Genomic DNA, 18,586 nt, shown 5'->3' with positions numbered 1-18,586 from the left:
CGCCGATGATGGTTTGTCACAGCACCTTCACGGCGCGGCCAATCGCCTGGATCGGCCCGGTGGGTTTGCCGATCGGCGAGCCGTTGGCGCCTTCCAGCGTCAGCTCGAACAACTGGTTCGGTTGCAGCGGCGGCAGCTTGTCCAGCGGGATCGACAGCGCCTGTCCCGGTTTGACCAGCCCCAGCGACACCGGCCCCTGCCAGCCATCGGCCTTGGTCCAGAACTCCAGCGCCTTGTCGGCCGGCACCTCGACCACGCCCAGCGGAATCAACTGAATCTCCCGTGGACTGCTGGCCTGGATCACCCAGCCCGGGGCCTTGTCCTGCGGGGCGACCAGCACCACCAGATAGCTCGGTTTCGGTGTGGTCTGGGTCAACAGGATCGAGCCCAGCAACAAGGTCGCGGCCAGCCCGGCGGCGCTCAAACCGCGCCACAGTGACAGGCGGTTCCACCATGAAATCTCTGGCGTCCTCTTATGGGTGAGCTGCGTGACACTGCGTTCGATCCGTTGCCACAGCTGCGACGAGGGCTGATGCGCCGGGGCGAGGTCGGTCAGTTCCAGCAGACGCCGCTCCCAGGCATCCACGGCCGCTTGCAGCTCGGGATCGTTGGGCAAGCGTCGCTGCACTTCGGCACGTTCTTCGGCCGAGAGGGTGCCGAGCACGTATTCGCTGGCCAGTTCATCGCGTTCCTGCGCCGATTCGGTGGTCATCCCATGCACTCCCGCAACGCATTGAGGCTGCGTTTGATCCAGGCTTTGACGGTGCCCAGCGGCGTGTCGAGGCGTTGGGCGATCTGCGCGTGGCTGTAACCGTCGACGTAGGCGTGAAGGATGCAGCGGCGGCGTTGCGGTTCCAGTTGATGCAGGCAGCGGTGGATGCGCGCCGAATGGGCCTGTGCGTCGAATGCGTCATCGACCTGAAGTGCCTCGTCTTCGAGCAACGGCACTTCCCGGCCATGATCGCGCAACGCGTTCAGCGCCAGATGACGGGTCACGCTGAACATCCAGCCCCGGGCTGAACCGCGCGCCGGATTGAAACCCGCCGCGCCGGCCCAGATCTTGATGAATGCGTCGTGCACGATGTCTTCGGCCAGCGCCGTGTCACGCACCAGACGCCGGGCCACACCCAGCAGCCGCGGGCTTTCCTGCACATACAATTCGCGCAGGGCCCCGCGCTCGCCGCGGGCACAGGCGGCGAGGCGGGTTTCGTAATCAAACGCGGTTTCGGGTAATGGCATGTCCTGCAATCTAGCAAGCATCGGCCAAACGTCCAGTCAGGCTCAGTTCGCTGCCCAGAAAATGTAGTCGGCCTGGTACTTCACCACGGCCTGTTTACCCTTGTTTGCCGCCGTACATTCGCTGCCCGGCGCCACGCCGCCCTTGAGCGCGACGCGCTGGATGTAACTCACGCCGCTCATGGCGCCTTTGCCCTCGGCGGGGTTGGCCTTGACCAGTTGATAGGGCAGGTTGCCCGGGCTCGATGGCGCAACGGCCAATTGCGTGCCGGTGACTTTCGAACCGTCCTGCGCCTGCCAGGTGGCGGGTGGGCCGAAGTAGGTGCCGACCTGCTTGCCGCTGCGATCGTTGAGCACCGCTTTCGGGCCGACGAACGTCCACTCGGTCTGCCCGGCGGCATTGGCCTTGTCCCGGCATTCGTAGGTGATCTCGCCGACCCCGGTGGTTTCCATCGCGATCCTGTGGCCGTCCGGCACCTTGATCGCGTCGGGATAACTGCTTTGGGCAAAGCTCGTCGAAGCAACCGCGAGCAAACCGGTGAGGCCAATCAGTTGGGTGATGTTCATCAGTGTTTCTCCGAAAAAGGGTAAACCGCTGACAGCCGAAAGTGGGCTGTTACAGGGACTACCCGCGACGGAGGCGTTTGGATGCAGTGGCCGGACAATAAATCTGAAAACACTGAAGGTCAGATTGCTGTAACCCGCTCGCGCCCGGTTTTTGCCATTGCCAGGCCGGAGGCTTTCAGGAGTTCCTGGGTATAGGCATGCTGCGGCGCCGCAAAAATGTCCCGCGATGCTCCCTGTTCCACCACTTTGCCGTCCTTGATCACCATCATGTCGTGCGCCAGCGCATGCACCACCGCCAGGTCATGACTGATGAACAGGTACGTCAAGCCATGGCGAATCTGCAGCTGCCGCAACAATTCCACCACCTGTTTCTGCACCGTGCGATCCAGCGCCGAGGTCGGTTCGTCCAGCAGAATCAGCGCCGGTTCCAGCACCAATGCGCGGGCGATGGAAATGCGCTGGCGCTGGCCGCCGGAAAATTCGTGGGGATAGCGATGGCGGCTCTGCGGGTCGAGGCCGACTTCCTCCAGCACGCGGATCACCGCCGCCTCTCGTTCCTCGGCCGTGCCGATGCCGTGGGTCAGCAGGCCTTCGGCGATGATCTGTTGCACCGACATCCGTGGGCTGAGGCTGCCGAACGGGTCCTGGAACACCACCTGAATCTGCCGGCGCAACGGGCGCATCAAGCGCTGGTTGAGCAGGCTCAAATGCTTTTTGCCGAAGCGGATATCGCCCTCCGATTCCACCAGTCGCAGAATCGCCTGGCCCAGCGTCGATTTGCCCGAGCCGGACTCGCCGACAATCCCCAGGGTCTTGCCCCGTTGCAGACGGAAACTCACGCCGTCCACGGCCTTGATGTATTGCTGGGTGCGGCTGAACAACGCCTTGGGCAGCGGGAACCAGACTTTCAGATCGTCCACCTCCAGCAGGTTGTGATCGTAGCGACTCGGCACCGGCGCACCCGACGGTTCGGCCTCGATCAGCAAGCGGCTGTAAGGATGCTGCGGTGCGCGGAACAGCGTTGCGCAATCGGCCTGTTCGACGATTTCCCCGTGGCGCATCACGCACACCCGTTGGGCGATGCGCCGCACCAGATTGAGGTCATGACTGATCAGCAGCAGCGACATGCCGAGGCGTTGCTGCAACTCGATCAGCAGCTCGAGAATCTTCTGCTGCACGGTCACATCCAGCGCCGTGGTCGGTTCATCGGCGATCAGCAATTGCGGTTCGTTGGCCAGCGCCATGGCGATCATCACCCGTTGCCGCTGACCGCCGGAGAGCTGGTGCGGATAGGCCTTCAAACGCTGCAACGGCTGGCGAATGCCGACCAGTTCCAGCAGCTCCAGCGTGCGCTGGCGCGCGGCGCGGCCCTTGAGTCCCTTGTGGATCTCCAGCACTTCGCTGATCTGCTTTTCCACCGTGTGCAACGGGTTCAGCGAGGTCATCGGCTCCTGGAAAATCATCGCGATGCGGTTGCCGCGCAAGCCGCGCAGTTGCTGTTCGCTGGCGTGCAACAGATCCACGCCGTTATAGCGGATGCTGCCGCTGCTGCTGACGGTCTTGCCTGGCAGCAAACGCAGAATCGAATGGGCTGTCACCGACTTGCCCGAGCCGGATTCGCCGACCAGTGCCAGGCACTCGCCGCGGCGGATGTCGAGGTTCACGCCGTGCACCACTTCGTGCCCGGCGAAGGCGACGCGCAGGTCGCGGATTTCAATCAGGTTATCGCTCATTTCAGCTCCGGGGATCAGGATCGCGGGTCGAACGCGTCACGGCAGGCTTCGCCGATAAACACCAGCAGGGACAGAATCAGCGCCAGGGCAAAAAACGCCGTCAGCCCCAGCCACGGCGCTTGCAGATTGCGCTTGGCCTGGCCGATCAGTTCACCCAAGGATGCGGTGCCGGCCGGCATGCCGAAGCCGAGAAAATCCAGCGCGGTGAGGGTGGCAATGGCGCCGGTCAGAATGAACGGCAGGTAGGTGAGGGTGGAGGTCATCGCGTTGGGCAGAATGTGCCGGCGCATCAGCTCGCTGTCCGTCAGGCCCAGGGCCCGCGCGGCTTTGACGTACTCCAGGCTGCGCCCGCGCAGGAACTCGGCGCGCACCACGTCCACCAGTGCCAGCCAGGAAAACAGCGCCATGATCCCCAGCAGCCACCAGAAACTCGGCGAGACGAACCCCGACAAAATGATCAGCAGGTACAGCACCGGCAATCCCGACCAGATTTCCAGCACCCGCTGCCCGAGCAAGTCGACCCAGCCGCCGTAATAACCCTGCAACGCTCCGGCGACGATGCCGACCAGCGCACTGACGGCGGTGAGGATCAGCGCGAACAGGATCGAAATCCGCGTGCCGAAAATCACCCGCGCCAACACATCCCGGGCCTGATCGTCGGTGCCCAGCCAGTTGCGCGAGGACGGCGGGCTCGGTGCCGGTTCCGTGAGGTCGTAATTGACCGTGTCGTAGCTGAACGGGATCGGCGGGAACAGCATCCAGCCGCCCTGATCCTCGATCAGTTTGTGCACGTAATTGCTGGCGTAATCCGGCTGGAACGGCAGCTCGCCGCCGAAATCGGTTTCCAGATAATCGCTGAGGATCGGGAAGTAGAAGGCGTTGTGGTAGCGGATCACCAGCGGCTTGTCGTTGGCGATCAGTTCGCCGCCGAGGCAGATCAGGCATAGCCCGATGAACAGCCACAGCGACCAGCGCCCGCGACGGTTGGCCTTGAATTGCGCGATGCGCCGCCGGCCCAGAGGGGAGAGTGTGAACATCAGGCAGTCCTCGCCGAGAAGTCGATGCGCGGGTCGAGCAGGGTGTAGCAGAGGTCGCCGATCAGCTTGATCAACAGGCCGAACAGGGTGAACAGAAACAGCGTGCCGAACACCACCGGGTAGTCCCGTGACACCGCCGCTTCGTAGCTCATGCGCCCGAGGCCGTCGAGGTTGAAGAGGGTTTCGATCAGCAGGGAGCCGGCGAAAAACACCTCGATCAAGGCCGACGGCACACCGGCTACCACCAACAGCATCGCGTTGCGAAACACATGGCCGTAAAGCACGCGCCTTTCGGTCAACCCCTTGGCGCGCGCGGTGATCACGTACTGGCGGCTGATCTCGTTGAGGAAGCTGTTCTTGGTCAGGATCGTCAGCGTCGCAAAACCGCCGATCACCAGCGCCGTCACCGGCAACACCAGGTGCCAGAGGTAGTCGCCGACCTTGCCCCACAGGCTCAGGCTGTCGAAATTGTCCGAGATCAGACCCTGCACCGGAAACCAGTTGACGTAGCTGCCCCCGGCGAACACCACGATCAACAGGATCGCGAACAGAAAGGCCGGCATCGCGTAACCGACGATGATCGCCGTGCTGCTCCAGACATCGAACGCGCTGCCGTTTTTGATTGCCTTGCGAATGCCCAGCGGGATCGAAATCAGGTAGGTGATCAAGGTCGCCCACAGGCCGAGGGACAGCGACACCGGCAGTTTCTGCACGATCAGGTCAGTGACTTTTGCACCGCGAAAGAAGCTGCTGCCCAGGTCCAGTTGCGCGTAGTTCTTGAGCATCAGCCACAGGCGTTCGTGCATCGGTTTGTCGAAGCCGTAGTGGTGCTTGATCTCTTCGATCAGCGCCGGGTCCAGGCCACGGCTGCTGCGCCCGGCACCGCCGATGGCGGTCACCTCGCTGGCGCCGCCCATGCTGTGCCCGCCGAAGCCTTGCAGGCGGGCGATGGCCTGTTCCACCGGGCCGCCGGGCGCGGCCTGCACGATGACGAAGTTGACCACCAGAATGCACAGCAGTGTCGGGATGATCAGCAACAGCCGTCGACTCAGATAACGCCACATGTCACTGGCCCCCCGCGAGCTGGCGCAGGGCGCTCATCTGCTGGTTGGTCAGCGGCTTGGCCGAGACCTCCCACCAGGTGTCGAGGCCTTCGCTGTAGATCGGCTGCACCGCCGGCCTGCCGAAGCGGTTCTGAAACACCGTCGGCGTGCCTTTGGAGTAGTAGTTGGGAATCATGTAGTCACCCCATTGCAGCACCCGGTCGAGGGCGCGGGCGTAACGCACCATGGCGTCGCGGGTATTGGCCTGGACCAGGCCGTCGATCAGCCGGTCCACCGCAGGATCGGCCAGCACCATCGAGTTGGAACTGCCGACCTGGGTCGCGCTTTGCGAGGCATACAGGCTGTACAACTCGCGGCCCGGCGAGACGATCGGATCGCCGCTGCGGGGGAAACTGGTGACGATCATGTCGTAGTCCCGGGCGTTGAGCCGGTTGATGTACTGCGCCGAATCGATGCGCCGCAGATTCAGGGTGATGCCGATCTGCGCCAGGGTGCGCTTGTACGGCAGCAGCATGCGGTCGAAGCCGCCCTGGCCGTCGAGGAAGGTGAATTCGAGCGGCTCGCCGGCAGCGTTTACCAAGCGGTTGTGCTTCGGCGTCCATCCGGCCTCGGCCAGCAGTTTCAGGGCCTGCAGCTGTTTGTCGCGGATGTAGCCGCTGCCATCGGTTTTCGGTGCCTGATAAACCTGGGTGAAGACCTCGTCCGGGATCTGTCCGCGCAGCGGTTCAAGGATTGCCCGCTCCGCGGCGTCGGGCAGGGCAGTGGCGGCCATTTCACTTTTCGGCCAGTAGCTGTTCTGGCGCACGTAGAAGCCGCGCATCATCTGTTTGTTGGTCCACTCGAAATCCCACAGCAGGCTCAGCGCCTGGCGCACGCGGCGGTCCTTGAACAGCGGGTTCTGCAGATTGAACACAAAACCCTGAGCGCTGGTCGGTTTGTCCGGGGCGAGAATCGCTTGTTGCAGACGGCCGTCGCGCAGGGCCGGGCTGTCGTAGCCGACCACGTAGCCGGACGAGGAAAACTCGCGGTTGTAGTCGAACGCGCCGGCCTGCAGCAGTTGCCGGGCGACGTCGGTGTCGCCGTAGAAATTCACGGTCAGGCTGTCGAAGTTGTACATCCCGCGACTGACCGGCAGGTCTTTGCCCCACCAGTGCGGATCTCTCTGAAAACTGATGCTGCGTCCCGCATCGACCTTGCTCACCCGGTACGGGCCGCTGCCCAACGGGGGTTCGAAACCGCCGCCGTTGGCGAAGTCGCGGGTTTTCCACCAGTGCTCGGGCACCGGTCGCAGCGACGCCAGATCCAGCGCCAGGGTGCGGTTGAGGTTGTTCTTGAAGGTGAAGCGAATCTGCCGCGGGCCTTCGATCAGCACGTCCTGCACGTCGGCGTATTGCTGGCGATAACTCAGGCTGCCCTTGGTCATCAACAGCTCGAAGGTGTAGCGCACGTCTTCGGCGGTGATCGGTGTGCCGTCGGCGAAACGCGCCTCGGGGTTCAGGTTGAAACGCACCCACAGGCCGCCGGGATCGCGCTCCATGGATTGCGCCACCAGACCGTAGACGGTGTAGGGCTCGTCCAGCGAGCGGAACGCCAGCGGCGAATACACCCAGTCGTTGACCTGCACCACGGAAATGCCCTGATCGGCATACGGGGTGATGTAGTTGTACTGCCCGATCTCCATCGAAGCGCGGCTGAGCGAGCCGCCCTTCGGTGCGTCGGGATTGACGAAGTCGAAGTGCCGGAAACCGGCGGGGTATTTCGGTGCCTCGCCGTACACCGTCATCGCGTAGCTGCCGCCGGCCAGCGCCGATGCCGCGTTGCACAGCAGCGCACCGCCGAGCAGCAGGCCGGCCATGTTGCGCATGAATGTCATGAAGTCGTTCCTCTGAGCCGGAAAAGCCCGGAGCGGCGGCAGGCCGCTGCGGGATGCGAATTCGCAAGGGGAAGGGGCCGGCCGGAGTCTTGCGCGGCCCCGACCCGGACTCAGAAGTGGTACGTCATGCGCGCAAACAGCGTGCGGCCCAGCGGGTCGGTGTAGCGCGGGTCATAACCGCTCTGGAAGTTGTAGGCCTGGTTGGAGAACGGCGGATCGCGGTCGAACAGGTTCTTCACCCCGGCATCCACGTCCAGCACCTTGTCGAAGGTGTACCCGGCCGACAGGTCCCACACCGAATACGACGCGACCCGCGCGTTGGTCTCGCGGTCGTAGTCGTTATAGCCGGTGGTGAAGCGGTTGGTCAGCGCCGCGCGGGCGGCACCGAAGGTCCAGGAACCGGTCAGGTTGTGTTTCCAGCGGGCAATCACCCCGTCACCCTTGAAGTCACCGACCTTGTCGGTGAACGGGCCCTTGATGGTGCTCTGGAAGTCGTACTCGTCGACATAGGTGCCTTGCAGGCCCAGACCGAACTGACCGTACGGCGTATTCGGAAAGCGATAGTCCAGCGACACATCGACGCCGTTGGTTTCGACGATGCCCAGGTTGGCGTTGCCGGTGACGATGTAGTTGAGCGTGCCGTCGGCGTTGCGCACGAAACGGTCGGGGTAGCTGCCGGCCTGATCGAACACGGTGGATTCCGGAAACGGCTGGATCTGGTTGGAGATGTGAATCCACCAGAAATCCAGGCCCACGGACAGGTTGCTGACCGGCTGATAGACAAAGCCCAGCGTCACGTTGCGCGCTTTCTCCGGGGCCAGGTCTTCGTTGCCGCCGATCTGGTTGAGGAACTGCTGACCGCAATCGCGCCCGCCGTTGCCGCCCGGTTGCACCACGCCGCCGGTACACAGCACCGGGTCGTTGTAGTAGCCCTGGGTGTAGGTGATGCTGCGCGGCGAATACAACTCATACAACGACGGCGCGCGGAAGCCTTCGCTGTAGGCGCCGCGGACCACCAGCTCCTTGAGCGGCTGATAGCGGAACGAGTATTTCGGGTTGGTGGTGCTGCCGAAGTCGCTGTATTTGTCGTGACGCACGGCGGCGGACAATTCCAGGCTGTCGAGCACCGGCACGTTGATTTCCGCATAGGCGGCTTTCACGCTGCGATCGCCCTCGACGCTGCCGGCCGGGTCGATCCCCAGGCTCTGGATGTCGCCGGCAAAGGCTTCGAAGTCCTGGTGGAATTTCTCTTTGCGGTACTCGCCGCCCAGGGCCAGGCCCGACGGGCCGGCACCGAACCAGTCACCGATTTCGCGGCTGATTCGCCCGTCGAAACCGGCGACCCGACCGACCGCCGTGGAATAGGCGCCGTGGTACATGGCCTGATCGATGTACTGCTGACCGGCGCTGGTCTGTGGGCCGAACGGGTTGAGCAGGCCGCTGGCCAGGCCGTCGATCATCGCCTGATCGCTGACGTAGCCGCTGGTGACGCTGGAGACGATCTTGTTCTGGTTGTACGAGGCGCCGACGTTGTAGTCCCAGCCACCGACCAGACCGTCGAAGCTCAGCAGAAAGCGCTGGCTGGTGTTCTGGTCTTTCGATTCACGCGGGCCGGCGGCGGTCTCGCGCCAGTTCACGTCCACCGGTTGCGTCGGGTCGAGGGCGAAATCGGTGGGCGCCGGGGTGATGCCGTTGCCGGGGTAGTAGGGCGAGGACGAGTCCAGGCTCAGGCCGGTCAATGGCGCCGGGCCGACGGCGGTGGCGTTGTTGTTGCGCGACCAGAAGTATTCGAGATTGACGTTGTGGTCGTCGGCCAGTTTGCCGGTGGTCTTGCCGAAGAACGAAGTCTTCTCGGTCTGCGGCACCAGGTCGATGAATTCCCGGGTACTGAAGCGGCAGAGGCCGTCGCGGGCCACCAGGTTGAGGCCGTTGCAATTGCTGTTGGCCAGCGGGTTGGTGGCGTTGCCGTTCTGGCTGTAGTTGCCGGGGAACGCGGTGCCGGAGGTCTGGTCCAGGCCCCGGCCGGGCACGTAGTCGCGGGCAAAGGAGCGGTCGTTGGCGTCGAGGTTCTGCTGCTTGTTGTAGTTGAACACGCCGAGCACGTTGAAGCGGTCCTGCTCCAGATCGCCGTAGCCCCAGCTGGCGCTCATGTCCTTGGTCGCACCGCCGCCGCTGTGGGTCGGGGTTTCGCCGCCGAGGGTGAGCTGGCCGTCGGTCATGGATTTTTTGGTGATGAAGTTGATCACACCGCCGATGGCGTCGGTGCCGTACAGGGCCGAGGCGCCGTCGCGCAGCACTTCCACGCGCTCGATCGCGGCAAACGGGATCATGTTCAGATCCGCCGCGCCGCCGGCCGAGTTGGTACCCGACAGGGCGTTGTTGGCCAGCCGGCGACCGTTGAGCAGCACCAGCGTCTTGTTCGCGCCGATGCCGCGCATGTCGGCGAAGGAGGCGCCGCCGGTGGCCGCGCCGACCGAGCCTGCGCTGTTGTTGATCGACTGGCTGCCGGTGATGCGCTGCACCAGTTCGGCGGTGGTGGTCACGCCCTGTTTGCGCAGTTCATCGGCCTTGAGCACGGTGATCGGCACCGCGGTTTCCGCGTCGACCCGACGGATCGCCGAGCCGGTCACTTCGACCCGTTGCAGTTGCGTGGTTGGCGCGACCACCGCTGCAGCGGCCGGGACGCTGTTGTCGTCCTCGGCGGCCTGAACCCCGGTGCCCATCCCCATGGCCACCAGGTACAACGGAACGAAACGGTGGCGGGAAATCGTCGCCACCAAGGGTTTGAGCGTGAAGCGTGGAGTGTTCATCAGCATGGTTGTTTCCGACTTTGTTAGACGTTTATCGAAATGGCCTTGTGAGCCCTCTTTGCACGGAGCACGGTGGTGCCGCGCCGCGAAAACCACTTTCTTCAAGCAAGCCGATCCCCTCCGAAGACGCGCTGCGTTTTTTCGGTCGGCCGATTGCGACGGGATTCAACGAACGGTGCCGGGCGCGTCCCTCACAGCGCGCCCGGCACCGCCGTCAGCGGGTGGTCATCACCGATATCTTGGTGATGCCCGAGCGCTCGATGGACGCCATGGCTTTGGCCACCTGGCCGTAATTCACGGCGGAGTCGGCCTGCAGCTGCACGCGGACGTCGGCGTCCCTGGCCTTGACCTCCTTGAGGCTGGCCTCCAGTGATTCCGGCGCCAGCTCGGTCTTGGCCAGGAAAAACTTGCCGTCCTGATCGACGCTGACCACCACCGGATCTTTCTTTTCGGCGGGGGCGACGGCATCGGTTTTCGGCAGGTTGACCTTGATCGCGTTGGTCATCAGTGGCGCGGTGACGATGAACACCACCAGCAGCACGAGCATCACGTCCACCAGCGGCGTGACGTTCATTTCGCTGAGCACTTCATCGCTGTCTTGAGTGGAAAAGGACATCAGCTGGCCTCCCGCACGGCGGCCGTGGACTTGGCGATGGCCTGGCGGCTGATGGAAAACGCGCTGCGCGAGGCGAGTGCGTCGAAGTCGTGGGCGAAGTCATCCATGTCCGCCGAGGCCAGCTTCAGGCGGCGCAGGAAGAAGTTGTAAATCAGCACCGCCGGCACCGCGACGGCAATCCCCACGCCGGTCGCGATCAGCGCGTGGCCGATGGGCCCGGCCACGGTTTCCAGGCTGGCCGAACCGCTGGCACCGATGCTTTGCAGCGCCTCCATGATTCCCCACACGGTGCCGAACAGGCCAATGAACGGCGCGGTGCTGCCGATACTGGCGAGGATCGCCTGGCCGTTTTCCAGCGAGCGGCGTTCCTTCTGGATCTGCTGGCGCAGGTTGCGTTCCAGTCGGTCGGAACGGTTGATGGTGTGCGCCAGTTGCTGGGTGGTGCGAGGGGTTTCTTCCACCAGCAACGCTTCGAAACCGCTGCTGGCGATCCGCGCCAGCGAGCCCGGATACTGGCTGGCGTGTTCGGCGGCGGTGAGCAGGTCCGGCGCGCCCCAGAAGGCTTTGCTGAACTGCTTGTTCTGGGTTTTCTGGCGCAGGTATTGCGCCGACTTGACCAGCAGGATCGCCCAGCTGACCACGGAAAACAGCACCAGCCCCCAGAGCACGCCGGGGACAATCATCGAAGACAGAGAATCGTTCATGGCTACACCTCGCTTGCGTTAATCGGTTGTGAGTTCGGTTGTCGTGCCGTCATTGCGGCAATTTGAAATCGATGGTCTGGGTGGCGAAGCCGTCGATCGGTGTGTCGCCGCGTTTGGCCGGAATGAACTTCCAGGCCTTCACCGCTGCGACCGCCGCGTCATCCAGTTGCGGCTTGCCGCTGGACTTGGTCACCGTCACCGAACCGGCGCGACCGTTGGCCAGCACCTGAATCCGCAGCACCACGCTGCCTTCCCAGTTACGCCGCAGGGCCAGCGACGGGTATTCCGGTGGCGGGTTGCCCAGGCTGGCGAGGCCGGAAATCGCCGCCGACTCTTTCACCGGGCCCGGTGCCGCAGCAGGTGCCGGTGGCGCGCTCGGGGTGGCCGGGGCAGCAGGTGCAGCCGGTGGCACAGGGGCGGGCGGCGCTTTCGGCGGCTCGACCTTTTTCACCGGTTTGGGTTTCTCGACCGGTTTCGGTTTTTCGATCGGCTTGGGTTTTTCCACCGGTTTGGGCGGTGGCTTGACCGCGTCCTCGTCTTCCACCGGTTGTTCCGGTTCGGGAGGGGGCGGCGGTGGGGGCGGCGGCTCCGGTGTTGGCGGCGCCGGAGGTGTCGGGCTGGTGAGCTCGACGGTCATTTCCGGAATTTCCGGCGGCGTGGGCAGCGGCTCGGCCCTGGCCTGCTGGAAAAACCACCAGGCGCCGCCGTGTATCAGCGCCGACACCGCCACCAGCAACAGCATCTGCTGCTTGTTCAGGCCGCCGGGCTGAGACGTGTTAGCCTGATAGACGGGCCGACCCGCCACCGACGCAAGCGCTGCGTTCGGTACTGGCCCCGGCGGCGTTCTGTGCTTTACCGCATCGTTCATTAAAGCTCCCTCGGGTGGATGAAGGGCAATAAAGTGCCGTTCGAACAACACAGCGTTGTTCGAGTGAGTGGTCGCAACTTTCATACGGGTGTGCAGAAGCCGATAGTTGAACTATCTATTGAACAGGGCTTGTGCAGCGTGTTGCTTCAGTAATGCCGACTTCGATGGTTCATTGATCCGGTCCGTGGCTGTTCTTTTATTAGTGAGTGTGCAATTGAGTGGCGAACATCATTCGTGCCCTCATGGTGGATGCAATAGCAACCGCTGTGCCAAAGAGTGACCAAATGTGTATTGGTTATTTCACGGATGATACGTATGTCGCATTTATATAAGTTTCATCAGGCACGCCGGTTTTCATGGGCGCATAACCGCCCGACGGCCCTGTTTACAGGGCTTTTTTCAGGGCGAGACAGGCTTCGCGCGGTATCGCGCTGTTCAGCGAGATAGAGCGGCTGTTCTCGTGTCGGCCAGGACGCGTGATGGTGCGTGGCGGACTGATTTGGTGCGAGTCAGTGTTTTAGCGGGCCACAGGCGATGTTCCTTGTTCTTGTCTAAATAAAGTCGGTCATTGCGCTGGATCGGTTTATTGACTTCAAGTGCAGTTTTGGTGCGCTTCGGGCATTAACGTCGTACAGCGAAAGTTGTATCGGTGTGCTGTCTGAAAGTTATTGTCGAACAATGTGTTGTTGCATTCATTAATGCAGCGCGCACGCAATGACTGCTTGCGTGCTATTTAAAAAATAAATAGTGCAGGCGTTCAGGTAATAAAAGGAATGCACGGACTGTTCGCAGGACGAACAGGGCGCAGGTACAGGGACACAGAGAGAAGAGTGTGGCGCAGCCGATGAAGATTCACGCGGTGAACTCCTTGTTGCCAGCTCGGATACGCGAACTTTTGGTTCGGTATCGCACCTTACAAGAACGCGGATAGCGTTCGCTGATTGCTCTTGGTGCGGGATGGGCACCGCCAGCGCTGTTTTGCGAGATCAGGGATTCGCAAGCTGCCGATGAATGCGCAATCCGTGCCAAATTCGATACAACAGCTATAAATAGGGCCAGGCGGGATGCCTTTCGCAGTGGAGGAGGGGATATGTATCAGCTCTACGGACACCGCAATTCAGGGGCGGCCGCCATCGAGGCGGCGCTCGAGCTGTGCCAGGTGGCTTACCGCTTCATCGATATCGAGGCCAGTGCGGAAGCGGCGCAGGAGCTGGCGCGGCTCAATCCGCTCAAACAGATCCCGACCCTGCAACTGCCGGACGGCAGTGTCATCACCGAAAGTGCGGCGATTCTGATTCATCTGGGACAAACCTTTGCGCAATCCGGCCTGCTGCCGGCCAACGGCGCTGACCGCGATCAGGCGATTCGGGGCCTGGTGTACATCGTCAGCAATTGTTATGCGGCCATCGGGATCATTGATTACCCGGAACGCTGGCTGGTGATGCCGGACGAGGCTTCGCGACAGAATCTGATGGCGGGTGCACGGGAACGCCTGCACTGGAGCTGGGAGGTGTTTGCCGACCAGTTCTCGGCCGAGCTGTACCTGGACGATGAAACACCGGGGGCGCTGGATGTGCTGGCAGCGGTGGTCACGCGCTGGGCCGGTGCCCGCGAACACCTGCGCCAGGCCCGACCCGGTTTCCATGCATGGCTGCAGCGCATCGACCGACACCCGGTGCTGGCGCCGGTCTTTGCGCGGCATTGGCCTGCCTGAGACTTCGGCTGAATGGCTGCTCGTCTGATCGTTCCCACGCAGAGCGTGGGAACGATCAACGATCAGGGTGGGGCATCATTCCCCGCGGATGTACTGCTCCAGCTGTTTGATCAGCTCGGCCTGTTCGGCAATCGCTTCCTTGACCAGGTCGCCGATCGACAGCAGGCCGATCAGCTTGCCGTTCTCCACCACCGGCAAGTGACGCAGGCGTTTGTCGGACATGATGCCAAGGCAAGTGTCGACGGTCTGGTGAGTGTCCACCGTGATCACGTTCGCCACCATGATGTCGCGCACCGGCGTACCCACCGATGAGCGCCCGTGCAGCACCAGTTTGCGCGCGTAATCGCGCTCGCTGATGATGCCCACCACGTTGTCGTCTTCCACCACGAGCAAGGCGCCGACGTTTTTTTCGGCCATTTTCATCAGCGCTTCGAGCACCATGTGATCGGGCTTGATCTGGTGCACTTCCTGATTTTTTGGATCTTTGAGCTTGAGCAGTTGGGCGACGGTTTTCATGGCGGTTACTCAGGTGTTGTCGTTGTTCTCCAAGCATCGTAGACGCAGGCGCGCAGGGCAAGGCCGCAAAACGGCAGATAACACGCAAAAAACGTCATTTGACCGGATTTTTCATGGCGTGGCCGGTGTCACCGGTTGCGGCAATGCCGCGTAGAATGCCCGTCTGAATCAATTCCCGAGGTTGCAGTGGTGGATTTACAGCAGGGCTTCGTCCTGACCCGGCATTGGCGCGACACCCCGGCCGGCACCGAAGTCGAGTTCTGGCTGGCGACCGACGCCGGGCCGCGCCGTGTGCGATTGCCGCATCAGCCGTCGGTGGCGTTCATCCCGGCGGCGCAGCGCGAGCAGGCCGAGCGGGTGCTGGCGGACGAAAAGAACGTCGAACTGCGCCCCCTGGCCTTGCTGGATTTCGAGCATCGCCCGGTGCTCGGGCTGTATTGCCAGCAGCATGGTCAGTTGATGCGTCTGGAAACCGCGCTCAACCGTCACAGTGTCGACGTCTTCGAAGCCGATGTGCGACCGCCCGAGCGTTACCTGATGGAGCGGTTCATCACCGCGCCCGTCTGGTTCAGCGGCACGCACGCTGCCGATGGCGTGCTGCTCGACGCCCACCTCAAGCCGGCGCCCGACTATCGTCCGCAACTGCGGCTGGTCTCGCTGGACATCGAAACCACTGAGCAGGGCGAGTTGTATTCCATCGCGCTGGAAGGTTGCGGCGAACGCCAGGTGTACATGCTCGGCGCACCGAATGGCGATGCCAGCATTGTCGATTTCGACCTCGAGTACTGCGAGTCGCGCACCCTGATCCTGAAGAAGCTCAACGACTGGTTCGCCCAACACGACCCCGACGCGATCATCGGCTGGAACCTTGTGCAGTTCGATTTGCGCATCCTTCACGAACACGCCCGGCGCCTCGGCGTGCCGCTCAAGCTCGGGCGCGGCGGCGAGCAAATGCAGTGGCGCGAACACGGCAGCCGCAATCACTACTTCGCGGCAGCGGCAGGAAGGCTGATCATCGACGGCATCGAATCCCTGCGTTCGGCGACCTGGAGCTTCCCGTCGTTCAGTCTGGAAAACGTCGCCCAGACCCTGCTCGGCGAAGGCAAATCGATCGACAACCCGTACCAGCGCATGGACGAGATCAACCGCATGTTCGCCGAGGACAAACCGGCGCTGGCCAAGTACAACCTCAAGGACTGCGAGCTGGTCACACGGATCTTCGCCAGGACCGAGTTGCTGAAATTCTTGCTCGAGCGCGCCAGCGTCACCGGCCTGCCGGCGGATCGCAGCGGCGGCTCGGTGGCGGCGTTCACCCATTTGTACATGCCGTTGATGCACCGCCAGGGCTTTGTGGCGCCGAACCTTGGCACCCGTCCTCCGCAGGCCAGCCCCGGCGGGTTTGTCATGGACTCGCAACCGGGGCTCTACGAATCGGTGCTGGTGCTCGACTACAAGAGCCTTTACCCGTCGATCATTCGTACCTTTCTGATTGACCCGGTGGGGTTGATCGAAGGCTTGCAGCATCCGGATGACAGCGACTCGGTGCCGGGCTTTCGCGGCGCTCGTTTCTCCCGCACCCGGCATTGCCTGCCGTCCATCGTCGCCCGGGTCGCCGAGGGGCGCGAGACCGCCAAGCGCGAACACAACGCGCCGTTGTCCCAAGCACTGAAGATCATCATGAACGCCTTCTACGGCGTGCTCGGTTCAAGCGGTTGCCGGTTTTTCGATACGCGGCTGGCGTCATCGATCACCCTGCGCGGCCACGAAATCATGTTGCGCACCCGGCAGTTGATCGAGGCTCAGGGTCACGCGGTGATCTATGGCGATACCGATTCGACCTTCGTCTGGCTGCGTCGCCCCCACGGTCAGGAAGAAGCGGCGACCATCGGCCGAGCGCTGGTGCAGCACGTCAACGATTGGTGGCGCGAGCATGTGCGTGACCAGTACGGGCTGGAAAGCGCCCTCGAACTGCAGTTCGAAACCCACTACAAACGCTTCCTGATGCCGACCATCCGTGGCGCCGAAGAGGGCAGCAAAAAGCGCTACGCCGGTCTGGTGAGCCGCGCCGACGGCAGCGAAGAAATGGTCTACAAAGGCCTGGAAACCGTGCGCACCGACTGGTCGCTGCTGGCCCGGCAATTCCAGCAGGAACTGTACGAGCGGATCTTTCAGCGCAAGCCGTATCAGGATTACGTGCGCGAGTACGTGCGCAAGACCCTGGCCGGCGAGTTCGACGAGCGACTGGTCTACCGCAAGCGTCTGCGCCGCACCCTCGACGATTACGAACGCAACGTGCCGCCCCACGTGCGCGCCGCACGGCTGGCGGACGATTACAACGCGCAGCACGGTCGCCCGCGGCAATACCAGAACGGCGGCTGGATCAGCTACGTCATTACCCTGGCCGGGCCCGAGCCACTGGAAGTGCGCCGCGCGGCCATCGACTACGACCACTACATCACCCGCCAGCTGCAACCGGTGGCGGATGCGATCCTGCCGTTTGTCGACGACGATTTTTCAACCCTGATCGGGGGGCAACTGGGCCTGTTTTGAGTCCAGCAGCTGCAGGGTCCATTCGTCCTGAATGCCGTGAAAGTAACGCTCCAGCGCTTGATGCCAGAGGCTGTCGTCGTCAGCGAACTGGGCGAACAGGGTCATCGACGAGTGAAATTTCAGGTCGTCCGGATGGCCGAAAATCTCGGCAATCGAACGCTGCCGCACATTCAGCACCAGTTGTGTGCAGGTCCGCAGGCGGGCGCCGAGCAGCGGGTGGTCGAGGTAGGCGCGGGTTTCCGGTGCCGAATTGATCGCGAACCGCCGCGACATCTCGCTGCCGCCGAGCCCGGCGAACTGCGGGAACACGAACCACATCCAGTGGCTGCGCTTGCGGCCTTCGCCGAGTTCGTGCTGGACCCGATCAAACACCGGGTCCTGGGCAAGCACGAAGCGTTGCAGGTTGAATGGATCGTCCTGATCAGTGCTTCTCATGGCGAAGCCCCCTGTCAGTCGGCGGTGGCTCAGACCATGGCCAGCCGCTGCTTGCGTTGTGGCGCGTGAAACACCTGGTCCAGCGCCGCCAGATCCCCGGCCTCGAGTTGCAGCTGCGCCGCTTGTGCATTGAGCTGCACATGTTCCGGACGCACGGCCTTGGGAATCGCAATCAGCCCATCCTGACGCAGAATCCACGCCAGCGAAACCTGTGCCGGGGTCACGTCGTGACGAGCGGCAATCTGTTTCAACACCGGCTCGGCCAGCATCGCGCCGCCCTGGCCGATCGGGCAGTACGCCATCAGCGGCATGCGCTGTTGCTGGCACCACGGCAAAAGATCGAATTCGATGCCGCGTTCTTCCAGGTTGTACAGCACCTGATTGGTCGCGCAGGCCGGGGCCGGCAGTTCTTCGAGATCGTCGACATCAAAGTTTGACACGCCCCAGCGGCCGATCTTGCCGTCCTCGCGCAGGCGCTCGAAGGCCTCGACGGTTTCTTCCAGCGGATACTGGCCGCGCCAATGCAGCAGATAGAGATCGATGTAGTCCGTATCGAGCCGGCGCAGGCTGCGCTCGCAAGCCTGGGGAATGCCTTTGCGACTGGCGTTGTGCGGGTAGACCTTGCTCACCAGGAACACTTGATCGCGCAGACCGGCAATGGCTTCGCCGACCACGGTTTCGGCACCGCCTTCACCGTACATTTCCGCGGTGTCAATCAGGGTCATGCCCAATTCGATGCCGCTGCGCAGGGCCGCGACTTCACGCTTGTGCGCCGAACGGTCTTCGCCCATGCGCCAGGTGCCCTGGCCAATCACCGGCACCTGCACGCCAGCCAGTTCGAGGGTACGCATGCAAACCTCCTT

Annotated in this window: 16 protein-coding genes; 2 read left to right on the top strand and 14 right to left on the bottom strand. The window is 63.0% G+C overall.

The genetic code is table 11. From position 1 onward, the window contains the following. Positions 1–16 precede the first annotated feature (16 nt). The 11 genes from ACKJSM_RS11450 to ACKJSM_RS11400 all read right to left on the bottom strand — a co-directional run bounded on the left by ACKJSM_RS11450 (position 17) and on the right by ACKJSM_RS11400 (position 12,508). Entirely contained in the window at positions 17–712 is a 696-nt protein-coding gene (locus ACKJSM_RS11450; RefSeq protein ID WP_410237478.1) for an anti-sigma factor domain-containing protein, read from the bottom strand. Continuing rightward, positions 709–1,239 (bottom strand): sigma-70 family RNA polymerase sigma factor, encoded by a 531-nt coding sequence (locus tag ACKJSM_RS11445; protein WP_410237477.1) that lies wholly within the window; start codon positions 1,237–1,239, stop codon positions 709–711. Before ACKJSM_RS11445 ends, ACKJSM_RS11450 begins: the two co-directional genes overlap by 4 nt. A gap of 42 nt (positions 1,240–1,281) precedes the next feature. Next, positions 1,282–1,803, bottom strand: a complete 522-nt coding sequence (locus ACKJSM_RS11440) for a DUF3455 domain-containing protein (protein ID WP_410237476.1) — start codon at positions 1,801–1,803, stop codon at positions 1,282–1,284. 119 nt (positions 1,804–1,922) lie between these two features. Beyond that, on the bottom strand, positions 1,923–3,536 hold the full coding sequence (locus ACKJSM_RS11435; protein ID WP_410237475.1) for an ABC transporter ATP-binding protein: 1,614 nt from the start codon (positions 3,534–3,536) through the stop codon (positions 1,923–1,925). A 14-nt stretch (positions 3,537–3,550) separates the two neighbouring features. Further along, on the bottom strand, positions 3,551–4,573 hold the full coding sequence (locus ACKJSM_RS11430; protein WP_236177371.1) for an ABC transporter permease: 1,023 nt from the start codon (positions 4,571–4,573) through the stop codon (positions 3,551–3,553). Beyond that, entirely contained in the window at positions 4,573–5,637 is a 1,065-nt protein-coding gene (locus ACKJSM_RS11425; RefSeq protein WP_410237474.1) for a microcin C ABC transporter permease YejB, read from the bottom strand. The genes ACKJSM_RS11430 and ACKJSM_RS11425 overlap by 1 nt, the downstream gene beginning before the upstream one ends. Before the next feature lies 1 nt (position 5,638). Beyond that, positions 5,639–7,510 (bottom strand): extracellular solute-binding protein, encoded by a 1,872-nt coding sequence (locus tag ACKJSM_RS11420; RefSeq protein ID WP_236177374.1) that lies wholly within the window; start codon positions 7,508–7,510, stop codon positions 5,639–5,641. A gap of 110 nt (positions 7,511–7,620) precedes the next feature. Beyond that, positions 7,621–10,326 carry a TonB-dependent receptor gene (locus tag ACKJSM_RS11415; protein WP_410237473.1) on the bottom strand — a complete coding sequence of 902 codons (2,706 nt, stop codon included), beginning with the start codon at positions 10,324–10,326 and terminating at the stop codon, positions 7,621–7,623. A 208-nt stretch (positions 10,327–10,534) separates the two neighbouring features. Further along, positions 10,535–10,936 (bottom strand): ExbD/TolR family protein, encoded by a 402-nt coding sequence (locus ACKJSM_RS11410; protein ID WP_236177378.1) that lies wholly within the window; start codon positions 10,934–10,936, stop codon positions 10,535–10,537. Beyond that, positions 10,936–11,640: a MotA/TolQ/ExbB proton channel family protein gene (locus ACKJSM_RS11405; protein ID WP_410237472.1), complete on the bottom strand. Its 705-nt coding sequence runs from the start codon at positions 11,638–11,640 to the stop codon at positions 10,936–10,938. The genes ACKJSM_RS11410 and ACKJSM_RS11405 overlap by 1 nt, the downstream gene beginning before the upstream one ends. 49 nt (positions 11,641–11,689) lie before the next feature. Further along, positions 11,690–12,508, bottom strand: a complete 819-nt coding sequence (locus ACKJSM_RS11400; RefSeq protein WP_410237471.1) for a TonB family protein — start codon at positions 12,506–12,508, stop codon at positions 11,690–11,692. Positions 12,509–13,598: 1,090 nt separating this feature from the next. On the opposite strand from ACKJSM_RS11400, the gene ACKJSM_RS11395 reads away from it, so the two are divergent. Next, positions 13,599–14,222: a glutathione S-transferase N-terminal domain-containing protein gene (locus ACKJSM_RS11395; RefSeq protein WP_410237470.1), complete on the top strand. Its 624-nt coding sequence runs from the start codon at positions 13,599–13,601 to the stop codon at positions 14,220–14,222. Between the two features lie 75 nt (positions 14,223–14,297). Here the strand turns inward: ACKJSM_RS11395 and ACKJSM_RS11390 are convergent, their stop codons facing one another. Continuing rightward, positions 14,298–14,738: a CBS domain-containing protein gene (locus ACKJSM_RS11390; RefSeq protein WP_011335068.1), complete on the bottom strand. Its 441-nt coding sequence runs from the start codon at positions 14,736–14,738 to the stop codon at positions 14,298–14,300. 189 nt (positions 14,739–14,927) lie between these two features. Between ACKJSM_RS11390 and ACKJSM_RS11385 the strand changes: the two genes are divergently transcribed. Beyond that, a complete protein-coding gene (locus ACKJSM_RS11385; RefSeq protein WP_410237469.1) occupies positions 14,928–17,288 on the top strand; it encodes a DNA polymerase II in 2,361 nt (786 codons plus the stop codon). Here ACKJSM_RS11385 and ACKJSM_RS11380 read toward each other — a convergent pair. Further along, the gene (locus tag ACKJSM_RS11380; protein WP_410237468.1) at positions 17,253–17,723 is read right to left on the bottom strand and encodes a DUF1810 domain-containing protein; all 471 of its coding nucleotides are present in this window, start codon (positions 17,721–17,723) and stop codon (positions 17,253–17,255) included. The two genes, ACKJSM_RS11385 and ACKJSM_RS11380, sit on opposite strands and share 36 nt — an antisense overlap. 29 nt (positions 17,724–17,752) lie before the next feature. Then, a complete protein-coding gene (locus ACKJSM_RS11375) occupies positions 17,753–18,574 on the bottom strand; it encodes an aldo/keto reductase (protein WP_410237467.1) in 822 nt (273 codons plus the stop codon). Positions 18,575–18,586 lie beyond the last annotated feature (12 nt).

Source organism: Pseudomonas sp. PHC1 (assembly GCF_046487845.1).
GTDB lineage: Bacteria > Pseudomonadota > Gammaproteobacteria > Pseudomonadales > Pseudomonadaceae > Aquipseudomonas > Aquipseudomonas sputi.
This window is presented reverse-complemented; position numbering and strand designations above follow the sequence as displayed.

What these genes read in the sequence shown, in the direction of transcription:
- ACKJSM_RS11380 (WP_410237468.1), bottom strand. Translation starts at nt 17,723, where the DNA reads ATGAGAAGCACTGATCAGGACGATCCATTCAACCTGCAACGCTTCGTG.
- ACKJSM_RS11430 (WP_236177371.1), bottom strand. Translation starts at nt 4,573, where the DNA reads ATGTTCACACTCTCCCCTCTGGGCCGGCGGCGCATCGCGCAATTCAAG.
- ACKJSM_RS11445 (WP_410237477.1), bottom strand. Translation starts at nt 1,239, where the DNA reads ATGCCATTACCCGAAACCGCGTTTGATTACGAAACCCGCCTCGCCGCC.
- ACKJSM_RS11390 (WP_011335068.1), bottom strand. Translation starts at nt 14,738, where the DNA reads ATGAAAACCGTCGCCCAACTGCTCAAGCTCAAAGATCCAAAAAATCAG.
- ACKJSM_RS11410 (WP_236177378.1), bottom strand. Translation starts at nt 10,936, where the DNA reads ATGTCCTTTTCCACTCAAGACAGCGATGAAGTGCTCAGCGAAATGAAC.
- ACKJSM_RS11425 (WP_410237474.1), bottom strand. Translation starts at nt 5,637, where the DNA reads ATGTGGCGTTATCTGAGTCGACGGCTGTTGCTGATCATCCCGACACTG.
- ACKJSM_RS11440 (WP_410237476.1), bottom strand. Translation starts at nt 1,803, where the DNA reads ATGAACATCACCCAACTGATTGGCCTCACCGGTTTGCTCGCGGTTGCT.
- ACKJSM_RS11400 (WP_410237471.1), bottom strand. Translation starts at nt 12,508, where the DNA reads ATGAACGATGCGGTAAAGCACAGAACGCCGCCGGGGCCAGTACCGAAC.
- ACKJSM_RS11420 (WP_236177374.1), bottom strand. Translation starts at nt 7,510, where the DNA reads ATGACATTCATGCGCAACATGGCCGGCCTGCTGCTCGGCGGTGCGCTG.
- ACKJSM_RS11450 (WP_410237478.1), bottom strand. Translation starts at nt 712, where the DNA reads ATGACCACCGAATCGGCGCAGGAACGCGATGAACTGGCCAGCGAATAC.
- ACKJSM_RS11375 (WP_410237467.1), bottom strand. Translation starts at nt 18,574, where the DNA reads ATGCGTACCCTCGAACTGGCTGGCGTGCAGGTGCCGGTGATTGGCCAG.
- ACKJSM_RS11415 (WP_410237473.1), bottom strand. Translation starts at nt 10,326, where the DNA reads ATGCTGATGAACACTCCACGCTTCACGCTCAAACCCTTGGTGGCGACG.
- ACKJSM_RS11405 (WP_410237472.1), bottom strand. Translation starts at nt 11,640, where the DNA reads ATGAACGATTCTCTGTCTTCGATGATTGTCCCCGGCGTGCTCTGGGGG.
- ACKJSM_RS11435 (WP_410237475.1), bottom strand. Translation starts at nt 3,536, where the DNA reads ATGAGCGATAACCTGATTGAAATCCGCGACCTGCGCGTCGCCTTCGCC.
- ACKJSM_RS11395 (WP_410237470.1), top strand. Translation starts at nt 13,599, where the DNA reads ATGTATCAGCTCTACGGACACCGCAATTCAGGGGCGGCCGCCATCGAG.